This is a genomic window from Nocardiopsis trehalosi NBRC 14201 (genome assembly GCF_001552555.1).
In the GTDB taxonomy this organism is placed as follows: Bacteria; Actinomycetota; Actinomycetes; order Streptosporangiales; family Streptosporangiaceae; genus Nocardiopsis_B; species Nocardiopsis_B trehalosi.
Map to the genome: position 1 here is coordinate 23,706 of NZ_BCRK01000035.1, position 16,413 is coordinate 40,118.

Annotated in this window: 15 protein-coding genes; 8 read left to right on the forward strand and 7 right to left on the reverse strand. The window is 74.4% G+C overall.

The genetic code is table 11. The annotated features are described in order from the left end of the window. Positions 1-300: 300 nt before the first annotated feature. The 3 genes from NT8_RS09145 to NT8_RS09155 are packed head-to-tail and all read right to left on the reverse strand — an operon-like array spanning position 301 to position 3,063. On the reverse strand, positions 301-1,287 hold the full coding sequence (locus NT8_RS09145) for an aldo/keto reductase (RefSeq protein WP_067966321.1): 987 nt from the start codon (positions 1,285-1,287) through the stop codon (positions 301-303). A gap of 34 nt (positions 1,288-1,321) precedes the next feature. Further along, entirely contained in the window at positions 1,322-1,957 is a 636-nt protein-coding gene (locus NT8_RS09150) for a TetR/AcrR family transcriptional regulator (protein ID WP_157515631.1), read from the reverse strand. A 2-nt stretch (positions 1,958-1,959) separates the two neighbouring features. Continuing rightward, a complete protein-coding gene (locus NT8_RS09155; protein WP_067966282.1) occupies positions 1,960-3,063 on the reverse strand; it encodes an acyltransferase in 1,104 nt (367 codons plus the stop codon). A gap of 237 nt (positions 3,064-3,300) precedes the next feature. On the opposite strand from NT8_RS09155, the gene NT8_RS09160 reads away from it, so the two are divergent. Together NT8_RS09160 and NT8_RS09165 are read left to right on the forward strand one after the other, a co-directional pair. Continuing rightward, a complete protein-coding gene (locus tag NT8_RS09160; RefSeq protein WP_084468771.1) occupies positions 3,301-4,608 on the forward strand; it encodes a sensor histidine kinase in 1,308 nt (435 codons plus the stop codon). Then, a complete protein-coding gene (locus NT8_RS09165) occupies positions 4,596-5,234 on the forward strand; it encodes a LuxR C-terminal-related transcriptional regulator (RefSeq protein ID WP_067966284.1) in 639 nt (212 codons plus the stop codon). The genes NT8_RS09160 and NT8_RS09165 overlap by 13 nt, the downstream gene beginning before the upstream one ends. Before the next feature lie 157 nt (positions 5,235-5,391). Here the strand turns inward: NT8_RS09165 and NT8_RS09170 are convergent, their stop codons facing one another. Next, a complete protein-coding gene (locus NT8_RS09170) occupies positions 5,392-6,630 on the reverse strand; it encodes an acyl-CoA dehydrogenase family protein (protein WP_067966286.1) in 1,239 nt (412 codons plus the stop codon). A 218-nt stretch (positions 6,631-6,848) separates the two neighbouring features. Beyond that, entirely contained in the window at positions 6,849-8,285 is a 1,437-nt protein-coding gene (locus NT8_RS09175; protein WP_067966288.1) for an XRE family transcriptional regulator, read from the reverse strand. A gap of 217 nt (positions 8,286-8,502) precedes the next feature. On the opposite strand from NT8_RS09175, the gene aceA reads away from it, so the two are divergent. After that, on the forward strand, positions 8,503-9,801 hold the full coding sequence (gene aceA, locus NT8_RS09180) for an isocitrate lyase (protein ID WP_067966291.1): 1,299 nt from the start codon (positions 8,503-8,505) through the stop codon (positions 9,799-9,801). A gap of 186 nt (positions 9,802-9,987) precedes the next feature. Beyond that, positions 9,988-10,857 carry a CPBP family intramembrane glutamic endopeptidase gene (locus NT8_RS09185; RefSeq protein WP_157515633.1) on the forward strand — a complete coding sequence of 290 codons (870 nt, stop codon included), beginning with the start codon at positions 9,988-9,990 and terminating at the stop codon, positions 10,855-10,857. On the opposite strand, the gene NT8_RS09190 is transcribed toward NT8_RS09185, so the two are convergent. Further along, a complete protein-coding gene (locus tag NT8_RS09190) occupies positions 10,826-12,085 on the reverse strand; it encodes a CynX/NimT family MFS transporter (protein ID WP_394326571.1) in 1,260 nt (419 codons plus the stop codon). The genes NT8_RS09185 and NT8_RS09190 overlap by 32 nt on opposite strands. A gap of 160 nt (positions 12,086-12,245) precedes the next feature. Between NT8_RS09190 and NT8_RS09195 the strand changes: the two genes are divergently transcribed. Then, a complete protein-coding gene (locus NT8_RS09195; RefSeq protein ID WP_067966298.1) occupies positions 12,246-12,923 on the forward strand; it encodes a FadR/GntR family transcriptional regulator in 678 nt (225 codons plus the stop codon). Here NT8_RS09195 and NT8_RS09200 read toward each other — a convergent pair. After that, positions 12,887-13,531, reverse strand: coding sequence for a TetR/AcrR family transcriptional regulator (locus NT8_RS09200; RefSeq protein ID WP_067966301.1), 645 nt, complete (start codon positions 13,529-13,531; stop codon positions 12,887-12,889). The two genes, NT8_RS09195 and NT8_RS09200, sit on opposite strands and share 37 nt — an antisense overlap. A gap of 225 nt (positions 13,532-13,756) precedes the next feature. Between NT8_RS09200 and NT8_RS09205 the strand changes: the two genes are divergently transcribed. From NT8_RS09205 to NT8_RS09215, 3 genes are read left to right on the forward strand one after another with little or no spacing between them, the layout of a single operon-like run. Beyond that, positions 13,757-14,557, forward strand: coding sequence for an ABC transporter permease (locus NT8_RS09205; RefSeq protein WP_067966303.1), 801 nt, complete (start codon positions 13,757-13,759; stop codon positions 14,555-14,557). 52 nt (positions 14,558-14,609) lie between these two features. Beyond that, positions 14,610-15,413: an ABC transporter permease gene (locus NT8_RS09210; protein WP_067966306.1), complete on the forward strand. Its 804-nt coding sequence runs from the start codon at positions 14,610-14,612 to the stop codon at positions 15,411-15,413. Positions 15,414-15,415: 2 nt separating this feature from the next. Next, positions 15,416-16,366 (forward strand): ABC transporter ATP-binding protein, encoded by a 951-nt coding sequence (locus NT8_RS09215; RefSeq protein ID WP_067966308.1) that lies wholly within the window; start codon positions 15,416-15,418, stop codon positions 16,364-16,366. Positions 16,367-16,413: the final 47 nt, after the last annotated feature.

The window sequence follows — 16,413 nt, forward strand, 5'->3', positions numbered from 1 at the left end:
ATGGAACGGCAAACGCGATCTCGGGCTAATCTCAGAAGAACGAAGTCGTAGGCGGGTATCCGCCCCGGCGCACGAAGCGCACGGCGTGGTGGTCACCGACACCCGGTACAGGCGCCCCCGCGCACCGGTGCGCACCTGATCGGTCCGGCCGCCACGACCTCGAGACCTGCGGCCATGGAACCGGGTGCTCTTCTCTGGACCTGTACGCGTCACGTCCCCTGCGGAGTGACGCAGACCGCCGCGGAGGCGGCCGTTCCGGCCGGGGGTGGGGACCGCACCGGCCCCACCCCCGGCCCCCCGTCAGCCGGCGCGGTCCAGCACCCCGCGCTGGTCGGCGGTCAGCTCCAGCCGGGCGCCGTCCAGCGCCTCGTCCAGCTGGGCCACCGAACTGACCCCGACCAGCGGGACCACCCGCGGGTCGTGCCCCATGAGCCAGGCGAGCACGACCTGGTTGCGCGTCGCGCCGGTCGCGCGGGCGACCTCGTCGAGCGCCGCCAGCCGGCGCGCGGTGCCCGGGTGGTCGTACGGGGCCGAGAGCGGGCGGTCGCTCCGGGTGTAGCCGCCCGACAGCAGCGGGGTGTAGGCGACCAGGGTCAGGTCCTCCTCCCGCGCGTAGTCGAGCAGCTCGGCGGTGGCGTGGACGTGGGCCGACTCCGGCAGCGCGATGTCGGCCCGCGGCCGCAGGTAGCTGTACCGGTACTGGAGCACCTCGTAACCGGGCCGCCCGGCCGCCGCGCTGCGCGCCCGCGCGCGCTCCACCCGCCACACGGCGTGGTTGCTCGCGCCCAGCAGGCCCGCGTCGCCGTCCGCCGCGAGCGCGTCGAGCGCGTCGACCGTCTCGGCGAGGGGGACGGACCGGTCCTCGATGTGGGTGTAGAGCAGGTCGAGCCGGTCCACGCCCAGGCGGGCGCGGCTCTCGGCGGCGGCGGCGCGCACGGCCGCCGCCGACAGGCCCTCGGCGTCCTCCAGGCCGCGGCCCGCGGTGCGCGGGCGGGCGCCGAGCTTGGTGGCGATGACGACCTCGTCGGTGATGCCGCGAGCCGCCCGCCAGCGCCCGAGCAGGGCCTCGCTCTCGCCGCCGCGGCCGCCGTCGACCCAGAACGCGTAGTTGTTCGCGGTGTCGATGAACGTGCCGCCGGCCGCGACGAACCGGTCGAGGATGGCGAAGGAGGTCGGCTCGTCCACGGTGACGCCGAGGATCATCGCGCCCAGGCACAGGGCGCTCACCTCGCGGGCGGCGGGGCCGGAGCCGATGATGGTGCGGGGAAGGGGGGTCGTTCCGTTCATGCGCACCATGCTGGGACGTGGAGCGCGGTCCAGGTCAAGCCCGTCCGGCCGGCTCCGCTCCGGGATCGGCGGCGATGGCGCCGACCACGGCGTCGGTGACCGCGCCGACCACGGTCTCCTCGGCCGCCTCGGGGTGCTCCAGCCACCACTCGCCGGCGGCCTGGACCATGCCGACCACGGCGTGGGCGAGGATCTGGGCGCGCAGCGGGTCGGGCAGGTGGCCCTCGGCCACCAGCATCTCGGCCAGCTCCTCGCCGAGGCGCCGGACCATCATGCCGAGGTCGCCGCGGGTGCGGGGGTCCTCGGAGGTGGCGCGGTCCATGAGGAAGCGGTACAGATTGAGGTTGCGCCGGATCATGCCCAGGTAGGCGCCGACCGTGGCGCGGGCGCGCCGCCGCAGCGGGGTGCCGCCGTGCAGTTCGGCGCGCACCCGCTCCATCAGCGGGTCGACGTGCCGCTCGGCCAGCGCGCGGTACAGCCCGCTCTTGTCGCCGAAGTGCCGGTAGAGGATGGGCTTGCTGATGCCGGCCTCGGCCGCGATGGCCGACATCGACGCGTCGGGGCCGTCGCGCTGGATGACCCCGTCGGCGGCGTCGAGGATGGCGCGGCGCCGCTCGGGGCTGCGGCCGCGGGCGGCGGTTCGGGTCGGCCGAGCGGGTTCGGAGGGCACCGTCAAACGGTAGCGCGAAGTCCCGGGAGGCGTTGGAACACGGCGGTCACCAGCAGGCTCGCCGCCAGGACCGCGACGGTGTGCAGGGCCGTCATGGCGAGCATGCCCAGCACGCCGCCGGGGACCCCCGTGACGTCGCGCAGCGTGTAGAGCAGGATGACGTGCACCAGGAACACGCCGAAGCTGAGCCCGGACAGCCGGGCGATCCACCGCGGCGTGCCGGTGGCGCCGAACAGCCGGTCGCCGGCCGCGCGGAGCAGCAGGAACGCGGCGCCCGACATGGCCAGCACGGTCGGCGACAGGTAGTCGTAGAGGTAGTCGGAGGCGTCGCCCCAGCCGCCGTCGGCGATGCCCAGCAGGCCGGCGCCCGCGAAGGTGGCGGCCACCGACAGGACGAACACGGCCGCCGCGCCCCACAGCCCGGCGCGGCCCGGCCGGGTGCGCACCAGCAGGTAGCCGAACACGTAGTAGCCGACGAACGGCAGGAACCGGGTGACGGCGTTGGGCTCGCCCACGCCGTCGAACGCCGAGATGGCCTGGTCGGCCATTCCGATGGCGGTCATCAGCGCGGCGAAGCACCAGAGCCGGCGGGTGGTGGTGTGCTGCACGAGGTCGCGCAGGAACGGGGTGAGCACGTACAGCCCGGCGAGCACGAACAGGAAGTAGAGGTGCAGCGACGGCGCGCCCGACAGCACGTCGCGGACCGCGTCCTCGGTGCCGATGCCCTTGCGGTGGACCTCCCACGCCAGGTAGACGACGGTCCACAGCGCCAGCGGCACCCCGATGCGGGAGAACCGCTTGGTGAAGAACCGGCGCAGCGCCTCGGTGCGCGGGCGCAGCAGCAGGGCGCCGCTGATCATGATGAACACGGGGACGCACCAGCGCATCGAGGAGTCGATGGCGTTGGCGGCCCACCACGAGGCGGAGCCGAACTCGGAGTGCACGGTGGTGACCACGGGCGCGTACACGTGCACCACGACCACGGCGAACATGGCGCAGACCCGCGCGAGGTCGAGCCAGGCGGTGGGGTGGGCGGGGGCCGACGTGTCGGGGGTGGCGGGGGCGGTGGGGGCGGCGGTGGAAACGCGGGAGGTCGTCGCTGCCATATCGGGGGCTTTCGGTCCAATCGTCGGCGACCGCGGTCGCCCCTACTGATACCAGTCCGTTACGGAACTCTCAATTCCTTCCCAGGATGCCACCCGTCATGCCGGTTCGGGACCGCGGGGACCGCCGCCGGTGGGAAACCGCCGGTCACGCGCCCGGGACCGGAACCCGCCCGCGGGCCGTCCGATAGTGGAGCCCGCTCCACTGCACCGGGGCGCCGGGTCCCGGAGAATCGGACCATGACCACCGCACCGGCCGCCGCGGCCGCCCCGCCCGCCCCCTCCCCCGCCGCACCGCCGGCCTCCCGCGTGGCCATCGGCGTGCGGTCCGCCCTCCAGCTCTGCCTGGCCGGCGGAACGGCGATCCTCAGCCTGCTCATCCCGCCGCTGCTGATCGCCGCCGGCGCCACCGTCGCCGTCGGCGGGCTCGGGCTGGTGCTGCTGCCGCTCGCCCTCGCCGGGGTGCGCCGGTGGGCCGACCTGGAGCGGGCCCGCATCGGCCGGGTGCTGGGCACCCCCGTCCCGGCGCGCGCCCGGCCGCTGCCCAAGGGCGTGGGGGCGCGGCTGCGCGCCGCGTTCACCGACCTCATGACGCTCCGCGAGCTGGCGTGGGTGTTCACGCACGTGCTGCTGGGCGTCCCGGGCCTCGCGCTGGGGCTCGTCTCGCTGGCGGCGATCCCCGGCGCCGTCGCCGAGGCGGCGCTGTGGTGGGCCTTCCCGCCCGACGCGCCGCTGAGCACGCTGGGCGTCCCCATGACGGACTGGGGCACCGCGCTGGCCGGCAGCGCGGCGCAGACCGCGCTCGGCGCCGTCCTGCTGCTGGGGGTGGCGCCGCCGGCGGCCGCCGCCCAGGCCCGCCTGGCGCGCGTCCTGCTCTCGCCGTCGCGGGCCGACCTGCTCGCCGAGCGGGTGGAGACCCTGACCGAGACCCGCGTCGGCGCGCTCGACGCGCACGCCGCCGAACTGCGCCGCATCGAGCGCGACCTGCACGACGGCACGCAGGCCCGCCTCGTGGCCCTGGCCATGCGGCTGGGCCTGGCCGAGCGGGTCGTCGGCACCGACCCGGAGGCCGCCGCGCGGCTGCTGCGCGAGGCGCAGGGCGGCGCCGAGGAGGCCATGACCGAGCTGCGCGACGTCATCCGCACCATCTACCCGCCGATCCTCGCCGACCGGGGCCTGGCCGGAGCGGCCGCGTCGCTGGCCGCGCGCAGCGCCGTCCCCGTGCGGGTCGACGTCGGCGACCTGGGGGCGGTGCCGGCCGCCGTGGAGTCGACCGCCTACTTCGTGGTCTCCGAGGCGCTGGCCAACGCGGCCAGGCACGCCTCGGCCACCCAGGTGGTGGTCCGGGTGTGGCGGGAGGGCGCGGTGCTGCGCGTGCGCGTCGTCGACGACGGCGTGGGCGGCGCCCGGGAGGCCGACGGCGCGGCCGCCGGAACGGGCATCGCCGGGATGCGGCGCCGGGTGGCGGCCCTCGACGGCGCCCTGCACGTCACCAGCCCGGTGGGCGGGCCCACCGGGGTGGAGGTGGAGCTGCCGTGCGGGTCGTGATCGTCGAGGACAACGCGGTCCTCGCCGAGGGGCTGAACCTGCTGCTGGCCTCGTCGGGCTTCGAGGTGGCCGCGCGCACCGCCGACGCGCCGTCGTTCCTGGCGGCGGTGGCGGAGCACCGGCCGGACGTCACCGTGGTCGACGTGCGGCTACCGCCCACCTTCAGCGACGAGGGCGTCCAGGCGGCGCTGGCCGCCCGCGCGGCGGTGCCGGGGCTGCCGGTGCTGGTGTTCTCGCAGTACGTCGAGCAGGTGTACGCGCGCGACCTGCTGGCCGACGGGCTCGGCGGCGTCGGCTACCTGCTCAAGGACCGGGTGGCCCGGGTGGAGGAGTTCCTCGACGCGGTGCGCCGCGTGGCCGCGGGCGGGACCGCCATCGACCCGGAGGTGGTCGCCCAGCTCCTGGTCCGCCGGACCAGCCCGCTCGCCCGGCTCACCCCGCGCGAGCGCGAGGTGCTGGAGCTGATGGCCCAGGGTCTCGACAACGGCGACATCGCGGCCCGCCTGGTCGTCACCGAGCGGGCGGTGCACAAGCACATCGGCAACATCTTCCTCAAGCTCGACCTCGCCCCCACCGACTCCGGCCACCGCCGCGTCCGCGCCGTCCTCACCTACCTCGACGCCTGACCCCGGGCTCCCCGCCGGTCCCCAGGGGCGTTGGCCGTCGACCGGCGTCAACAGCCGTCGACGGACACCGGGGAGTCTCGGCCGGGCGGCGAACGGGGCGGTGCCGCCGCTGAAGCGGACACCGCCCCTGATCACCGAGGCATGACCTGCGGGGACGTCACTTCACCGGGAGGCCCGTGACGGCGCGGCCGATGATGAGGCGCTGGATCTCGCTGGCGCCCTCGAAGATGGTGAAGATCGTCGCGTCGCGGTGCCAGCGTTCGACGGGGTACTCGCGGGTGTAGCCGTTGCCGCCGAGGAGGCGGAGGGCGTTCTGGGTGACGAAGGTGGCGGTCTCGCTGGCGTAGAGCTTGCTCATGGAGCCCTCGGCCTGGGCGAACTCCTTGTCGTTGCGGGCCATCCAGGCCGCGCGCCAGACCAGGAGGCGCGCCGCGTCGATACGGGTGGCCATGTCGGCGAGGGTGAACGCCACCGCCTGGTTCTCGGCGAGGGGGCGGCCGAACTGCTCGCGCTGGGCGGTGTAGTCGCGGGCGTACTCGAAGGCCGCGCGGGCGCAGCCGACCGCCATCGCGCCGACGGAGGGCCGCGACGCCTCGAAGGTCTTCATGGCCGCCTGGCCGCCGGAGCGGCGGCCCTCGCGGACCCGGGCCAGGCGCTCGTCGAGCTTCTCCTTGCCGCCGAGCAGGCAGGAGCCGGGCACCCGGACGTCCTGGAGGACGACCTCGGCGGTGTGCGAGGCGCGGATGCCGTGCTTGGCGAACTTCTGCCCCTGGCTCAGGCCGGGCGTGCGCGGCGGGACGACGAAGCTCGCCTGCCCGCGCGACCCCAGTTCGGGGTCGACGGAGGCGACCACCACGTGCACGTCGGCGATGCCGCCGTTGGTGGCCCAGGTCTTGGTGCCGTTGAGGACCCACTCGTCCTTCGCCGCGTCGTACACGGCGCGGGTGCGGATGGCGCCGACGTCGCTGCCGGCGTCCGGCTCGGAGGAGCAGAAGGCGCCGAGGCGGATGTCGTCGGCGGTGCCGAACATCTGCGGCACCCACTCGAAGAGCTGCTCCTGGGTGCCGTTGCCCGCGACGGAGACGGCGGCCAGTGCGGTGCCGGTGATGGCGAGGGCGATGCCGGGGTCGCCCCAGTACAGCTCCTCGAAGGCGACGGGGATGCCGATACCGCTGGGCTCCAGCCACTGGTTGGCGAAGAAGTCCAGCGAGTACAGGCCGATCTTGGCCGCCTCCTGGAGGATGGGCCACGGGGTCTCCTCGCGCTCGTCCCACTCCGCCGCGGCGGGGCGGATGACGTCGCGGGCGAACCCGTGCGCCCAGTCGCGGACGTCGCGGACGTCCGCACTCGGTTCGAGGCTGAAGCCGGGGGTGGCCTCTCCGGCGCTGTCGCTCATGTGTGCGTCCTTCGGTGGGCCCTCGGTGGCGAGGGTCGGGTGGCGGGCCGCCGGGCCGCCCGGGAGGGCGCCCGGGGAGGACGGCCTGAGGGTGGTGTTACCAACGGTAACACCACCCTCGCCGGTCCACAACGACGGCCGCCGCCGCGCCGCCCGCGCGTCCGGGGCCGCACGGATGAGCGGTTCGCGCCGCACCGCCCACGCCCGGTCCTCGCGCGCTAGACCTCCTCGTAGCGGTCGAGGAAGGTGTACACGTCGGTCTCGTCCACGCCGGGGAAGGTGCCCGAGGGCAGCGCCGACAGGACGTGGGAGTGCGCGCGGGCCGACGGCCAGACCTGCCCCTCCCACCGCGACGCCAGCTCGGCGGGCGGCCGGACGCAGCACTCGCCCGTGGGGCAGTTCGACTTGGTGCGGTTGGTGGTCTCGCGCCCGCGGAACCAGCGCGACTCCTTGTAGGGGACGCCGAGCGTGATGGCGAAGTTCCGCTCGCGGCTGGGGTCGACGTGCGCCACGCACCAGTGGGTGCCGTTGGGCTTGTCGGTGTACTGGTAGTAGATCGAGTACCGGTCCGGCGACGCGAAGACCTGCCGCCCCGACCAGTAGCGGCACATCCGCTGCCCCTCGATCGCCCCGGTGTCGTCGGTGGGGAAGATCAGCCCGTCGTTCTCGTACGCCTTGTAGATGATGCCGGTCTCGTCGTTGCGGATGAAGTGGCAGACGAGGTCCAGGTGGCGGTGGGCGAGGTTGGTGAACCGGTGCGCGGCCATCTCGTAGGAGACCGAGTAGACGTCGCGCAGGTCCTCCACCGACAGGTCGCGCGCCTTCTTGGCGTCCTGCAGGTAGGGCACCGAGGTGGTCTCGGGGATGAGCACCGCGGCGGCGAAGTAGTTGGCCTCGACCCGCTGGCGGAGGAAGTCGGCGAAGTCGCGGGGCTGGCCGTGGCCGAGCACGAAGTGGCCGAGGGTCTGCAGCAGGATGGTCCGCGGGCTGTGCATGCCGAGGGACTCGCGCTTGAGGAAGATCCGCCGGTTGCGGGTGTCGGTGATCGACCGGACCGAGCGCGGCAGGTCCTGCACGTAGCGCAGCGTGAAGCCGTGGTGGGTGACGATCGCCAGGATCTGCCCCTGCGACAGCGCCCCGCCGCTGTAGCCGACCGCGTCGAGCGTCTCCTGGGCCGCCTTCTCGATGGCCGGGAAGTAGTTGCCGCGCTCGCGCATCTGCCGGCGCAGGTCGGCGTTGGCGCGCCGCGCCTCCTCGGGTGTGGCGGTGGGCTTGGCGCTGCGCCGCTTCAGCTCGTCGTAGAGACCGACGATGTGCTCCAGGACGTCGTTGGGGACGCGCTTGCCGACCTTGAGGTGCGGCAGGTTGAGGGTCTGGTAGACGGGGTCGCGCTGCGCCTCCTCCACCGCGATCTCCAACTGGGCGCGGCGGCTGGGCGGCTGCCGGGACAGCAGCTCCTCCACGGAGACCCCGAGCGCCTGCGCCAGCGCGGTGAGCAGGGACAGCTTGGGCTCGCGCTTGCCGTTCTCCAGCAGCGACAGCTGGGAGGGGGCGCGGCCGACGCGTTCGCCCAGGTCGGACAGTGTCATGCCGCGCGTACGCCGGAGGTGGCGGAGCCGCTGCCCGAACGTGACGAGATCCAGGTCACCCGGCAAAGACGGTATTTCTTCAGTCCCAAAGTACGCCATGCCTTCATCTTAGGGAAAGAAACGAAGATCTTCACCCTGGCGAGGCTCGAAAAACCTTGGAAACTTGCGAAGAATCCTAGTCAACGGCAGGGAACGCCCCGCCGGGAGACGCGGAGACGCGCTCCCACCTGGGGCGGCACCGGCCGGCGAAATCCAGGGGACGAACACGAAGGCGGTACAGACCATGGGCATCAGCGGTCGTCAGCAGGAAGCCGCAGCGGCTCTGCGGCAGCAGTGGGAGACCGACCCCCGCTGGGCGGGCATCTCGCGCACCTACTCCGCCGAAGACGTGGTCCGCCTCCGCGGATCGGTCACCGAGGAGCACACGCTGGCGCGGCTCGGCGCCGAGCGGCTGTGGGACCTGCTGCACAGCGAGGACTACGTCAACACCCTCGGCGCGCTCACCGGCAACCAGGCGGTCCAGCAGGTCCGCGCCGGGCTCAAGGCCATCTACCTGTCCGGCTGGCAGGTCGCCGCCGACGCCAACCAGGCCGGCCAGACCTACCCCGACCAGAGCCTCTACCCCGCCAACTCCGTCCCGCAGGTCGTGCGGCGCATCAACAACGCCCTGCTGCGCGCCGACCAGATCACCTGGTCCGAGGGCGACGACTCCGCCCCGCACTGGCTGGCGCCGATCGTCGCCGACGCCGAGGCCGGGTTCGGCGGCGTCCTCAACGCCTTCGAGCTGATGAAGGGCATGATCGCGGCCGGCGCCGCGGGCGTCCACTGGGAGGACCAGCTCGCCTCGGAGAAGAAGTGCGGCCACCTCGGCGGCAAGGTGCTGATCCCCACCGGGCAGCACATCCGCACGCTCAACGCCGCCCGGCTCGCCGCCGACATCGCGGGCGTCCCCTCGCTGGTCATCGCGCGCACCGACGCCCAGGCCGCGACCCTCATCACCAGCGACGTCGACGAGCGCGACCGCCCCTTCGTCACCGGCGAGCGCACCGGCGAGGGCTTCTACCGGGTGCGCAACGGCCTGGAGGCGTGCGTCGCCCGCGGCCTGGCCTACGCGCCCTACTCCGACCTGCTCTGGATGGAGACCTCGACGCCCGACCTGGAGGTCGCCCGCCAGTTCGCCGAGCGCATCAAGGCCGAGCACCCCGACCAGATGCTCGCCTACAACTGCTCGCCGTCCTTCAACTGGAAGCGCCACCTGGACGACGCCACCATCGCCAAGTTCCAGCGCGAGCTCGGCCACATGGGGTACAAGTTCCAGTTCATCACCCTGGCCGGCTTCCACTCGCTGAACCACTCCATGTACACCCTCGCCAAGGGCTACGCCGAGAGCGGCATGAGCGCCTACGTCGAGTTGCAGGAGGCGGAGTTCGGCGCCGAGGACCAGGGCTACACCGCCACCCGCCACCAGCGCGAGGTCGGCACCGGCTACTTCGACCAGGTGAGCACCGCGATCACGCCGGACGCCTCGACCACCGCGCTCACCGGCTCCACCGAAGAGGACCAGTTCTCAGCGGCTCACTGACGCTGGCTCCTCTCCCCCTGACGGCAGCCCGCCCCGCTTTCGTGGCTGGGGCGCGGCGGGCCGGCCGTCACCGCCGCCGGCCTCGCGGCACCGTGTCACCCGCGAGGCCGGCGGCCCTTTTCGCGCCGTCCCGCGCCGCCGCGCCCGGCGGCTCCGGGGCGGCGCGGTTCTGCCATCATCGGCACCATGGCCGAACCCACCTCCGAGCAGCGGCCGGATGCGCCCGCCGAGCCGCCCGCGCCCGCCGCGATCCCCGCCCCGGCCGCCCCGGCCGCGCCGGCCGCCCTCCCGCTGCCCGCCCCGATGTCGGCGCGGCTGCTGCGCGGCGAGGTGCTGTGCGTCCTGGCGCTGTCGCTGGGCGCGGCCGCGGTCTCCGCGCTGATCTCCTTCGTCGGGTCGGTCACCGCCCCGCAGTCGCTCGCCCAGCAGACCGCGAGCCTGGTCGGTTCGCAGGCCGGCGCCGAGCGCCCCTGGCTCGACCTGTCGCGGCAGGTGTACTCGCTGCTGTTCGCCATGGCGCCGGTGGCGCTGGTGGTGCACCTGCTGCACCGCACCCGCGCGTCGGCCGCGACGATCGGGTTCGACGTGCGCCGACCGGGGCGCGACCTGCTCGGCGGCGCCGCGCTGGCCGCCGCCATCGGCTGCGGCGGGCTGGTGGTGTACCTGGTGTCGTGGCGGCTGGGCCTCACCGTGACGGTGGCGCCCAGCGCGCTCAACGACCACTGGTGGCAGCTGCCGGTCCTCGTCCTGCAGGCCGTGAAGAACGGCGTGCTGGAGGAGGTGATCGCGGTGGGCTACCTGCTGCTGCGGCTGGAGCAGCTCGGCTGGTCGCCGACGAAGGCGATCCTGGCCAGCTCGGTGCTGCGCGCCTTCTACCACCTCTACCAGGGGGTGGGCATGTTCTTCGGCAACCTGGTGATGGGGCTGGTGTTCTGCTGGTTCTACCGCCGCTACGGCCGGGTGATGCCGCTGGTGGTGGCGCACTCGCTCATCGACATCGTGGCGTTCGCCGGGTCGGTCTACCTCATCGGGCGGGTCGACTGGCTGCCGGGCTGATCTGGTCCTCCAGGTGGCGGGGGCGGCCCAGCGGCAGGCCGACCGCGAGGTTGGCCGCCGCGATGACCGCCACCAGCGCCAGCGGGGCGTGCCAGCCGCCGGTGGCCTCGTGCAGCAGGCCGAACAGGAACGGGCCCAGGCCGCCCATGAGGTAGCCGATGCTCTGGCTGGAGGCGGAGAAGGCGGCGGTCCCGGCGGCGGTGCGGGTGCGTACCGCGAAGAAGGTGAGGGCCAGGGTGAACGTGCCCATGCCGATGCCGATGAACGTGGTCCACACCCACACGCCCGACAGCGGCGCCAGCCACAGCCCGGTGAGGCCCACGGCGTAGCAGGCGAAGAAGAACACGATGAACCCGCGGTGGTCGCGCACCCGCGCCATGAGGCCGGGCAGGATCAGCGACGCGGGCACGGCGAGCGCGGTGAGGTAGGACAGCGCGAGGCCAGCGGTGGCGGCGTCGAGGCCCTGGTCGCGCAGCATCTCGGCGTACCAGCCGAACATGATGTAGGCGATGGTCGACTGGGTGCCGAAGAAGAGCACGCCCTGGCGGCCGATGGGCGTGGCCAGGACCCGGCGCAGCCCCAGCGCCGCGGCGGGGTCGGCGCGCGGCGGTTCGTGGCGCAGCACCAGCAGCCACGGCACGGCGGCGGCCACGCCGAACAGAGCGAACGCGCCCAGGGCGACGTGCCAGCCGCCGCCCGCGTGCGCCAGCGGCACGGTGCCGGCGGCGGCCACCGTGGTGCCCAGCGCGAGGAAGGTGGTGTAGACGGTGGTCATGGTGCCGACGCGGTCGGGGAAGTGCTGCTTGACCAGGGTGGGCAGCAGCACGTTGCCGATGGCGCCGCCCGACAGCGCCACCGCGCTGAGCAGCAGGAACGGCAGCGCGTGGTCGACCGCCGCGCGCGCGGCGAGGCCCCCGGCGATGGCGAGCAGGGCGGCGACGAGCACGTGGTGCTCGCCGAAGCGCCGGATGAGCGCGGGTGTGAGGGCGCCGAACAGCGCGAAGCACAGGACCGGCAGCGTGGTCAGCACGCCCGCGACGACGGCGGACATGCCGAGGTCGGCGGTGATCTCGCTGAGGAGCGGGCCGACACTGGTGATGGCCGTGCGCAGGTTGAGGGCGGCGAGGGCGACCCCGGCGACCATGAGCCAGCCGACGCGGCGCGGGCGCCGCCGGGTACCGTCCGCCTCCGCCACTCCGGCCGCACTCCCCACTGTGACGCTTGCCACTCGCCCCTCACAATCATAGGATGACGGGATCTACACCCCGAGAGTAACGCATTCCCCGGCACCGCGTATTTCCGCGCCGGGACTGGTCTAAGCTCCGGCTACAACCGACCGCACCACCGTCGGCCCGCCCCCGCGGCCGACCGCTCCTGGAGGTAAGCGCGTGCCCCTCGCCTCGACACGCCGCACCGGTCTCGTCGACCAGGTCATCAGTCAACTCCGGAGCCAGATCGACTCCGGCGAGTGGGCCGTGGGCGACCGCATCCCCACCGAATCCGAGCTGTCGGACCAGCTGGAGGTCGGCCGCAACACCGTGCGCGAGGCCGTGCGCGCGCTCGCCCACGCCGGCCTGCTGGAGATCCGCCAGGGCGCCGGCACGTTCGTCCGCGCCTCCAGCGAGCTGGGCGGCGCGCTCCGCCGCCGCCTGGAGCGCTCGCGGCTGCGCGAGAACCTGGAGGTCCGGCGCGCCCTGGAGATGGAGGCCGCCCGCCTGGCCGCGCTGCGCCACACCGACGACGACCTCTCCCGCATCGAGGGCGCCCTGGCGCTGCGCGACGCCGCCTGGCACCGGCGCGACATGGCCGAGTTCGTCGAGGCCGACTTCGGGTTCCACCGCGCCGTGGTCGACGCCACGCACAACGCCCTCCTGATCGACCTCTACGACGACATCGCGCAGGCGGTCTACGACAGCATCGCCCACACCGCCTACGGGCAGCCGCGCCAGGACGAGACCATGGACCACGGCAAGCTCACCGCCGCCATCCGGGCCGGCGACCCCGACCGCGCGCTGCGCGAGGCGGCCTGCTACCTGGACGAACTGCTGTCGCTGGCCGGCGACTGAAGGAGCAGGCTCGCGCCGGTCCGCCACATGACGTCGAGCAGCTCCGCCCGCGGCGGGTCGGCGTCCTCCCCCAGGGCCGCCGCCATGAGCTCGCGGAACCCGCCCAGGATCGCCGCGGCGGCGTAGCGGGGGCGCACCGCGGCGTCCAGCTCCCCGTCGCGCTGGCCCTTGGCGATGCTGCGCGCCCCGATCTCCACCTGGCGGGCCAGGCGCTCGGCGTCGGCCCGCGCCGCAGCGGGCTCGCGCAGCCGGCGGCCGACCACCATCCGGCCCATCGGGTCGTCGCACAGGAAGTCGATCTCGCGCGCCATGCGGGTGCGCTCGCGCTCGGGCCAGGGCGCGTCCGGCGCCATGACCACCGCGAACACCTCGGCGTCGTAGACGTCGTAGAACGCGTCGACCACCGCCGCCACCAGGCCGTCCTTGCTGCCGAAGTAGCGGTAGAGCAGCCCCGCCGACACCCCGGCGCGGCGCGCCACCTCGGCCACCTCCAGGGTGCCGTCGCCGGCCAGGATCGCCGCCCGCGCCTCGGCGAGCAGCCGCGCCCGCGTGGCCCGGCCGCGCGCCGACACCGCGCCGCGCTCCTCCCCGCTCCCGCCCTCGCCCATACCGCCCCTCCCGCCGGGTCCGCCGTCGCCAGTCTGCCCCGCCGGGCGGCGCCGCGCCGGGCGTAGCCGAATCCGGCCACGGCCGGGGTGCCCGGCGGTGCGCGGTCCGGGCCCGGTCGCGGCGCGGACTGTGCTAGCGTCTCGGTTTCGCGGCGCCCCGGACCTGCCCGACCGCAGGGACGAGCCTTTTTCGTCCGGTCGAGAGTTCGAGGAGCGCACGGCACGGTGCGGATCTACTTCGCGGTGTTCGCCTGCGGGCTGCGCCGCTACTCCGGTTATCGCGCCGCCACGGCGGCGGGCGTCTTCACCAACAGCGTCTTCGGCGCCATCAGCGCGCTGGTGCTGCTCGCGGTCTTCGCGGCGCGGCCGCACATCAACGGCTACGACGCGGCCGACGCGGTCACCCACGTCTACGTGGCGCAGGCCCTCATCGCCCCAGTAGCCATCATGGGGCCGCAGCTCGACCTCGCCGAGCGCGTGCGCACCGGTGACGTCGCCATCGACCTGCTCCGCCCGGCGCACCTGGCCCCGTGGTGGCTGGCGCACGACCTGGGCCGGGCGGCGTTCGGCGTGGTGTTCCGCAGCGTGCCCACCTTCGCGCTGGGCGCGGCGCTGTTCCCGCTGGTGCTGCCGGGCGACCCGGTGCGGTGGGCGGCCGCCGCCGCGTCGCTGGTGCTGGCCGTGCTCATCGGGTTCGGGCTGCGCTACCTGTACGCGCTCGCCGGGTTCTGGCTGCTGGACGCGCGCGGCGTCACCGCGGTGGCGGTCATGGTGGCCGGGTTCGCGTCGGGGCAGCTGCTGCCCCTGGTGCTGTTCCCCGACCCGCTGGCGGCGCTGCTGCGCGCGCTGCCGTGGGCCGGCCTGATCCAGGTTCCGGTGGAGGTGTTCCTGGACAAGGACACCCTGCCGGGCGGGCACATCGCCGGCGGGCTGGCGTTCCAGGCGGCGTGGGCGGCGGCGCTGCTCGCCCTGGGCGCGCTGCTGACCGCGCGCGCCGCGCGCCGGGTGGTGGTCCAGGGTGGCTGAGCACGTGACCGGCCGAGCGGCCGACAGGAGGGCCGACCGGGCGGCCGACCGCATGGCCGATCCGCTGCGCGCCTACGCGCTGCTGGCCTGGACCTGGTGCCGCGCGCTCGCGCAGTACCCGTTGTCGCTCGCGCTGCTCACCGCGGCGCAGGCAGTGGCCGTGGCCGCCGAACTCGCCGCGGTGATGTTCGTGTTCACCCGCGCCGGGGAGCTGGCCGGGTTCGGCGCGCGCGAGGCGCTGCTCGTGTACGGGCTGGCCGCGCTGGCGTTCTCGCTGGCCGACCTGCTGCTGGGGTCGGTGGAGCGGCTGGGCGAGCACATCCGCCTGGGGTCGTTCGACACGATGCTGGTGCGGCCGGTCTCCCCGCTCGTCCAACTGGCCACCGACCAGTTCTCGCCGCGGCGCCTGGGCAAGGCCGTCCCCGCGCTGGGGGCGGTGGTGGTGGCCCTGGCCGGGCTGGACGTCGACTGGACCGTGCAGCGGGCGCTGCTGCTGCCGGTGCTGGTGGTCTCGGGGACGGTCGTCTGCTGCGCGGTCTGGGTGATCGGGGCGTGCGTGCAGTTCTTCGTCCTGGACGCCCGCGAGGTCGCCAACTCGGTCACCTACGGCGGGCAGGCCCTGACCGAGTACCCCCTGGCCGTCTACGGCCGCAAGGTCGTCTACGCCGCCACGTTCGCCGTGCCGCTCGCCTTCGTGAGCTGGCAGCCCGCCCTCTACCTGCTCGACCGGCCCGACCCGTTCGGGCTGCCCGCGTGGCTGCGGTTCGCCTCGCCCGCGGTGGCCGCCGTGCTCTGCCTGGCGGCCGCCGCGGTGTGGCGGACCGGGCTGCGCCGATACCGATCCACCGGGAGCTGACCATGACCGCGATCATCGAGGCCGACGGCCTCGGCAAGGACTTCGTGCTGTCGGAGGGCCCGCTGTTCCGCCGGACCCGGCGCACGGTGCGCGCCGTCGACGACGTCGGCTTCACCGTCGGCGAGGGCGAGATGGTGGGCTACCTCGGCCCCAACGGCGCCGGGAAGTCGACCACCATGAAGATGCTCATCGGCATCCTCACCCCCTCGCGGGGCCGCGTGCGGGTGGCCGGCCTGGAGCCCTCCCGGCAGCGCACCCGGCTGGCCGCGCGCATCGGCGTGGTGTTCGGGCAGCGCACCACGCTCTGGTGGGACCTGCCGCTGCGCGACAGCCTCGCGCTCACCCGCCACCTGTACCGGGTGCCCGCCGCCGACCACGCCCGGCGCCTGGCCGAGCTGACCGAGGTGCTGGAGCTGGGGCCGTTCCTGCGCACGCCGGTGCGCCAGCTCAGCCTGGGCCAGCGCATGCGCGGCGACCTCGCGGCGGCGCTGCTGCACGCCCCGCCGCTGCTCGTCCTGGACGAGCCCACCATCGGCCTGGACGTGGTGAGCAAGTCCGCGATCCGGGGGTTCCTGCTCCGGCTCAACGCCGAGCACGGCACGACGATCCTGCTCACCACGCACGACCTGGGCGACGTGGAGCGGCTGTGCCGCCGCGTCGTGGTGATCGACCACGGCCGGCTGGCGTTCGACGGCGACCTGGCCGGGCTGCGCGCCACCGCGCCGTCGCCGCGCACGCTGGTGGTGGACCTGGCCGAGCCGGCCCCGGCGATCGCCGCCGCGGGTGCGCGCACCGTGCGGGTCGAGGGGCCGCGGCAGTGGCTGGAGCTGAGCGGCAACCCCGCCGCGGTCATCGCCGAGGTGGCCCGCTCCCACCGGGTGCGCGACCTGACGCTGCGCGAGCCCGACATCGAGGACGTGGTCGCGCGGCTCTACGCGCGCCCCGCCCCCTGACGGCGGGCGCGGCGGCGGGCGAGCGGCGGGGGGCGGGGGGCGGGGGG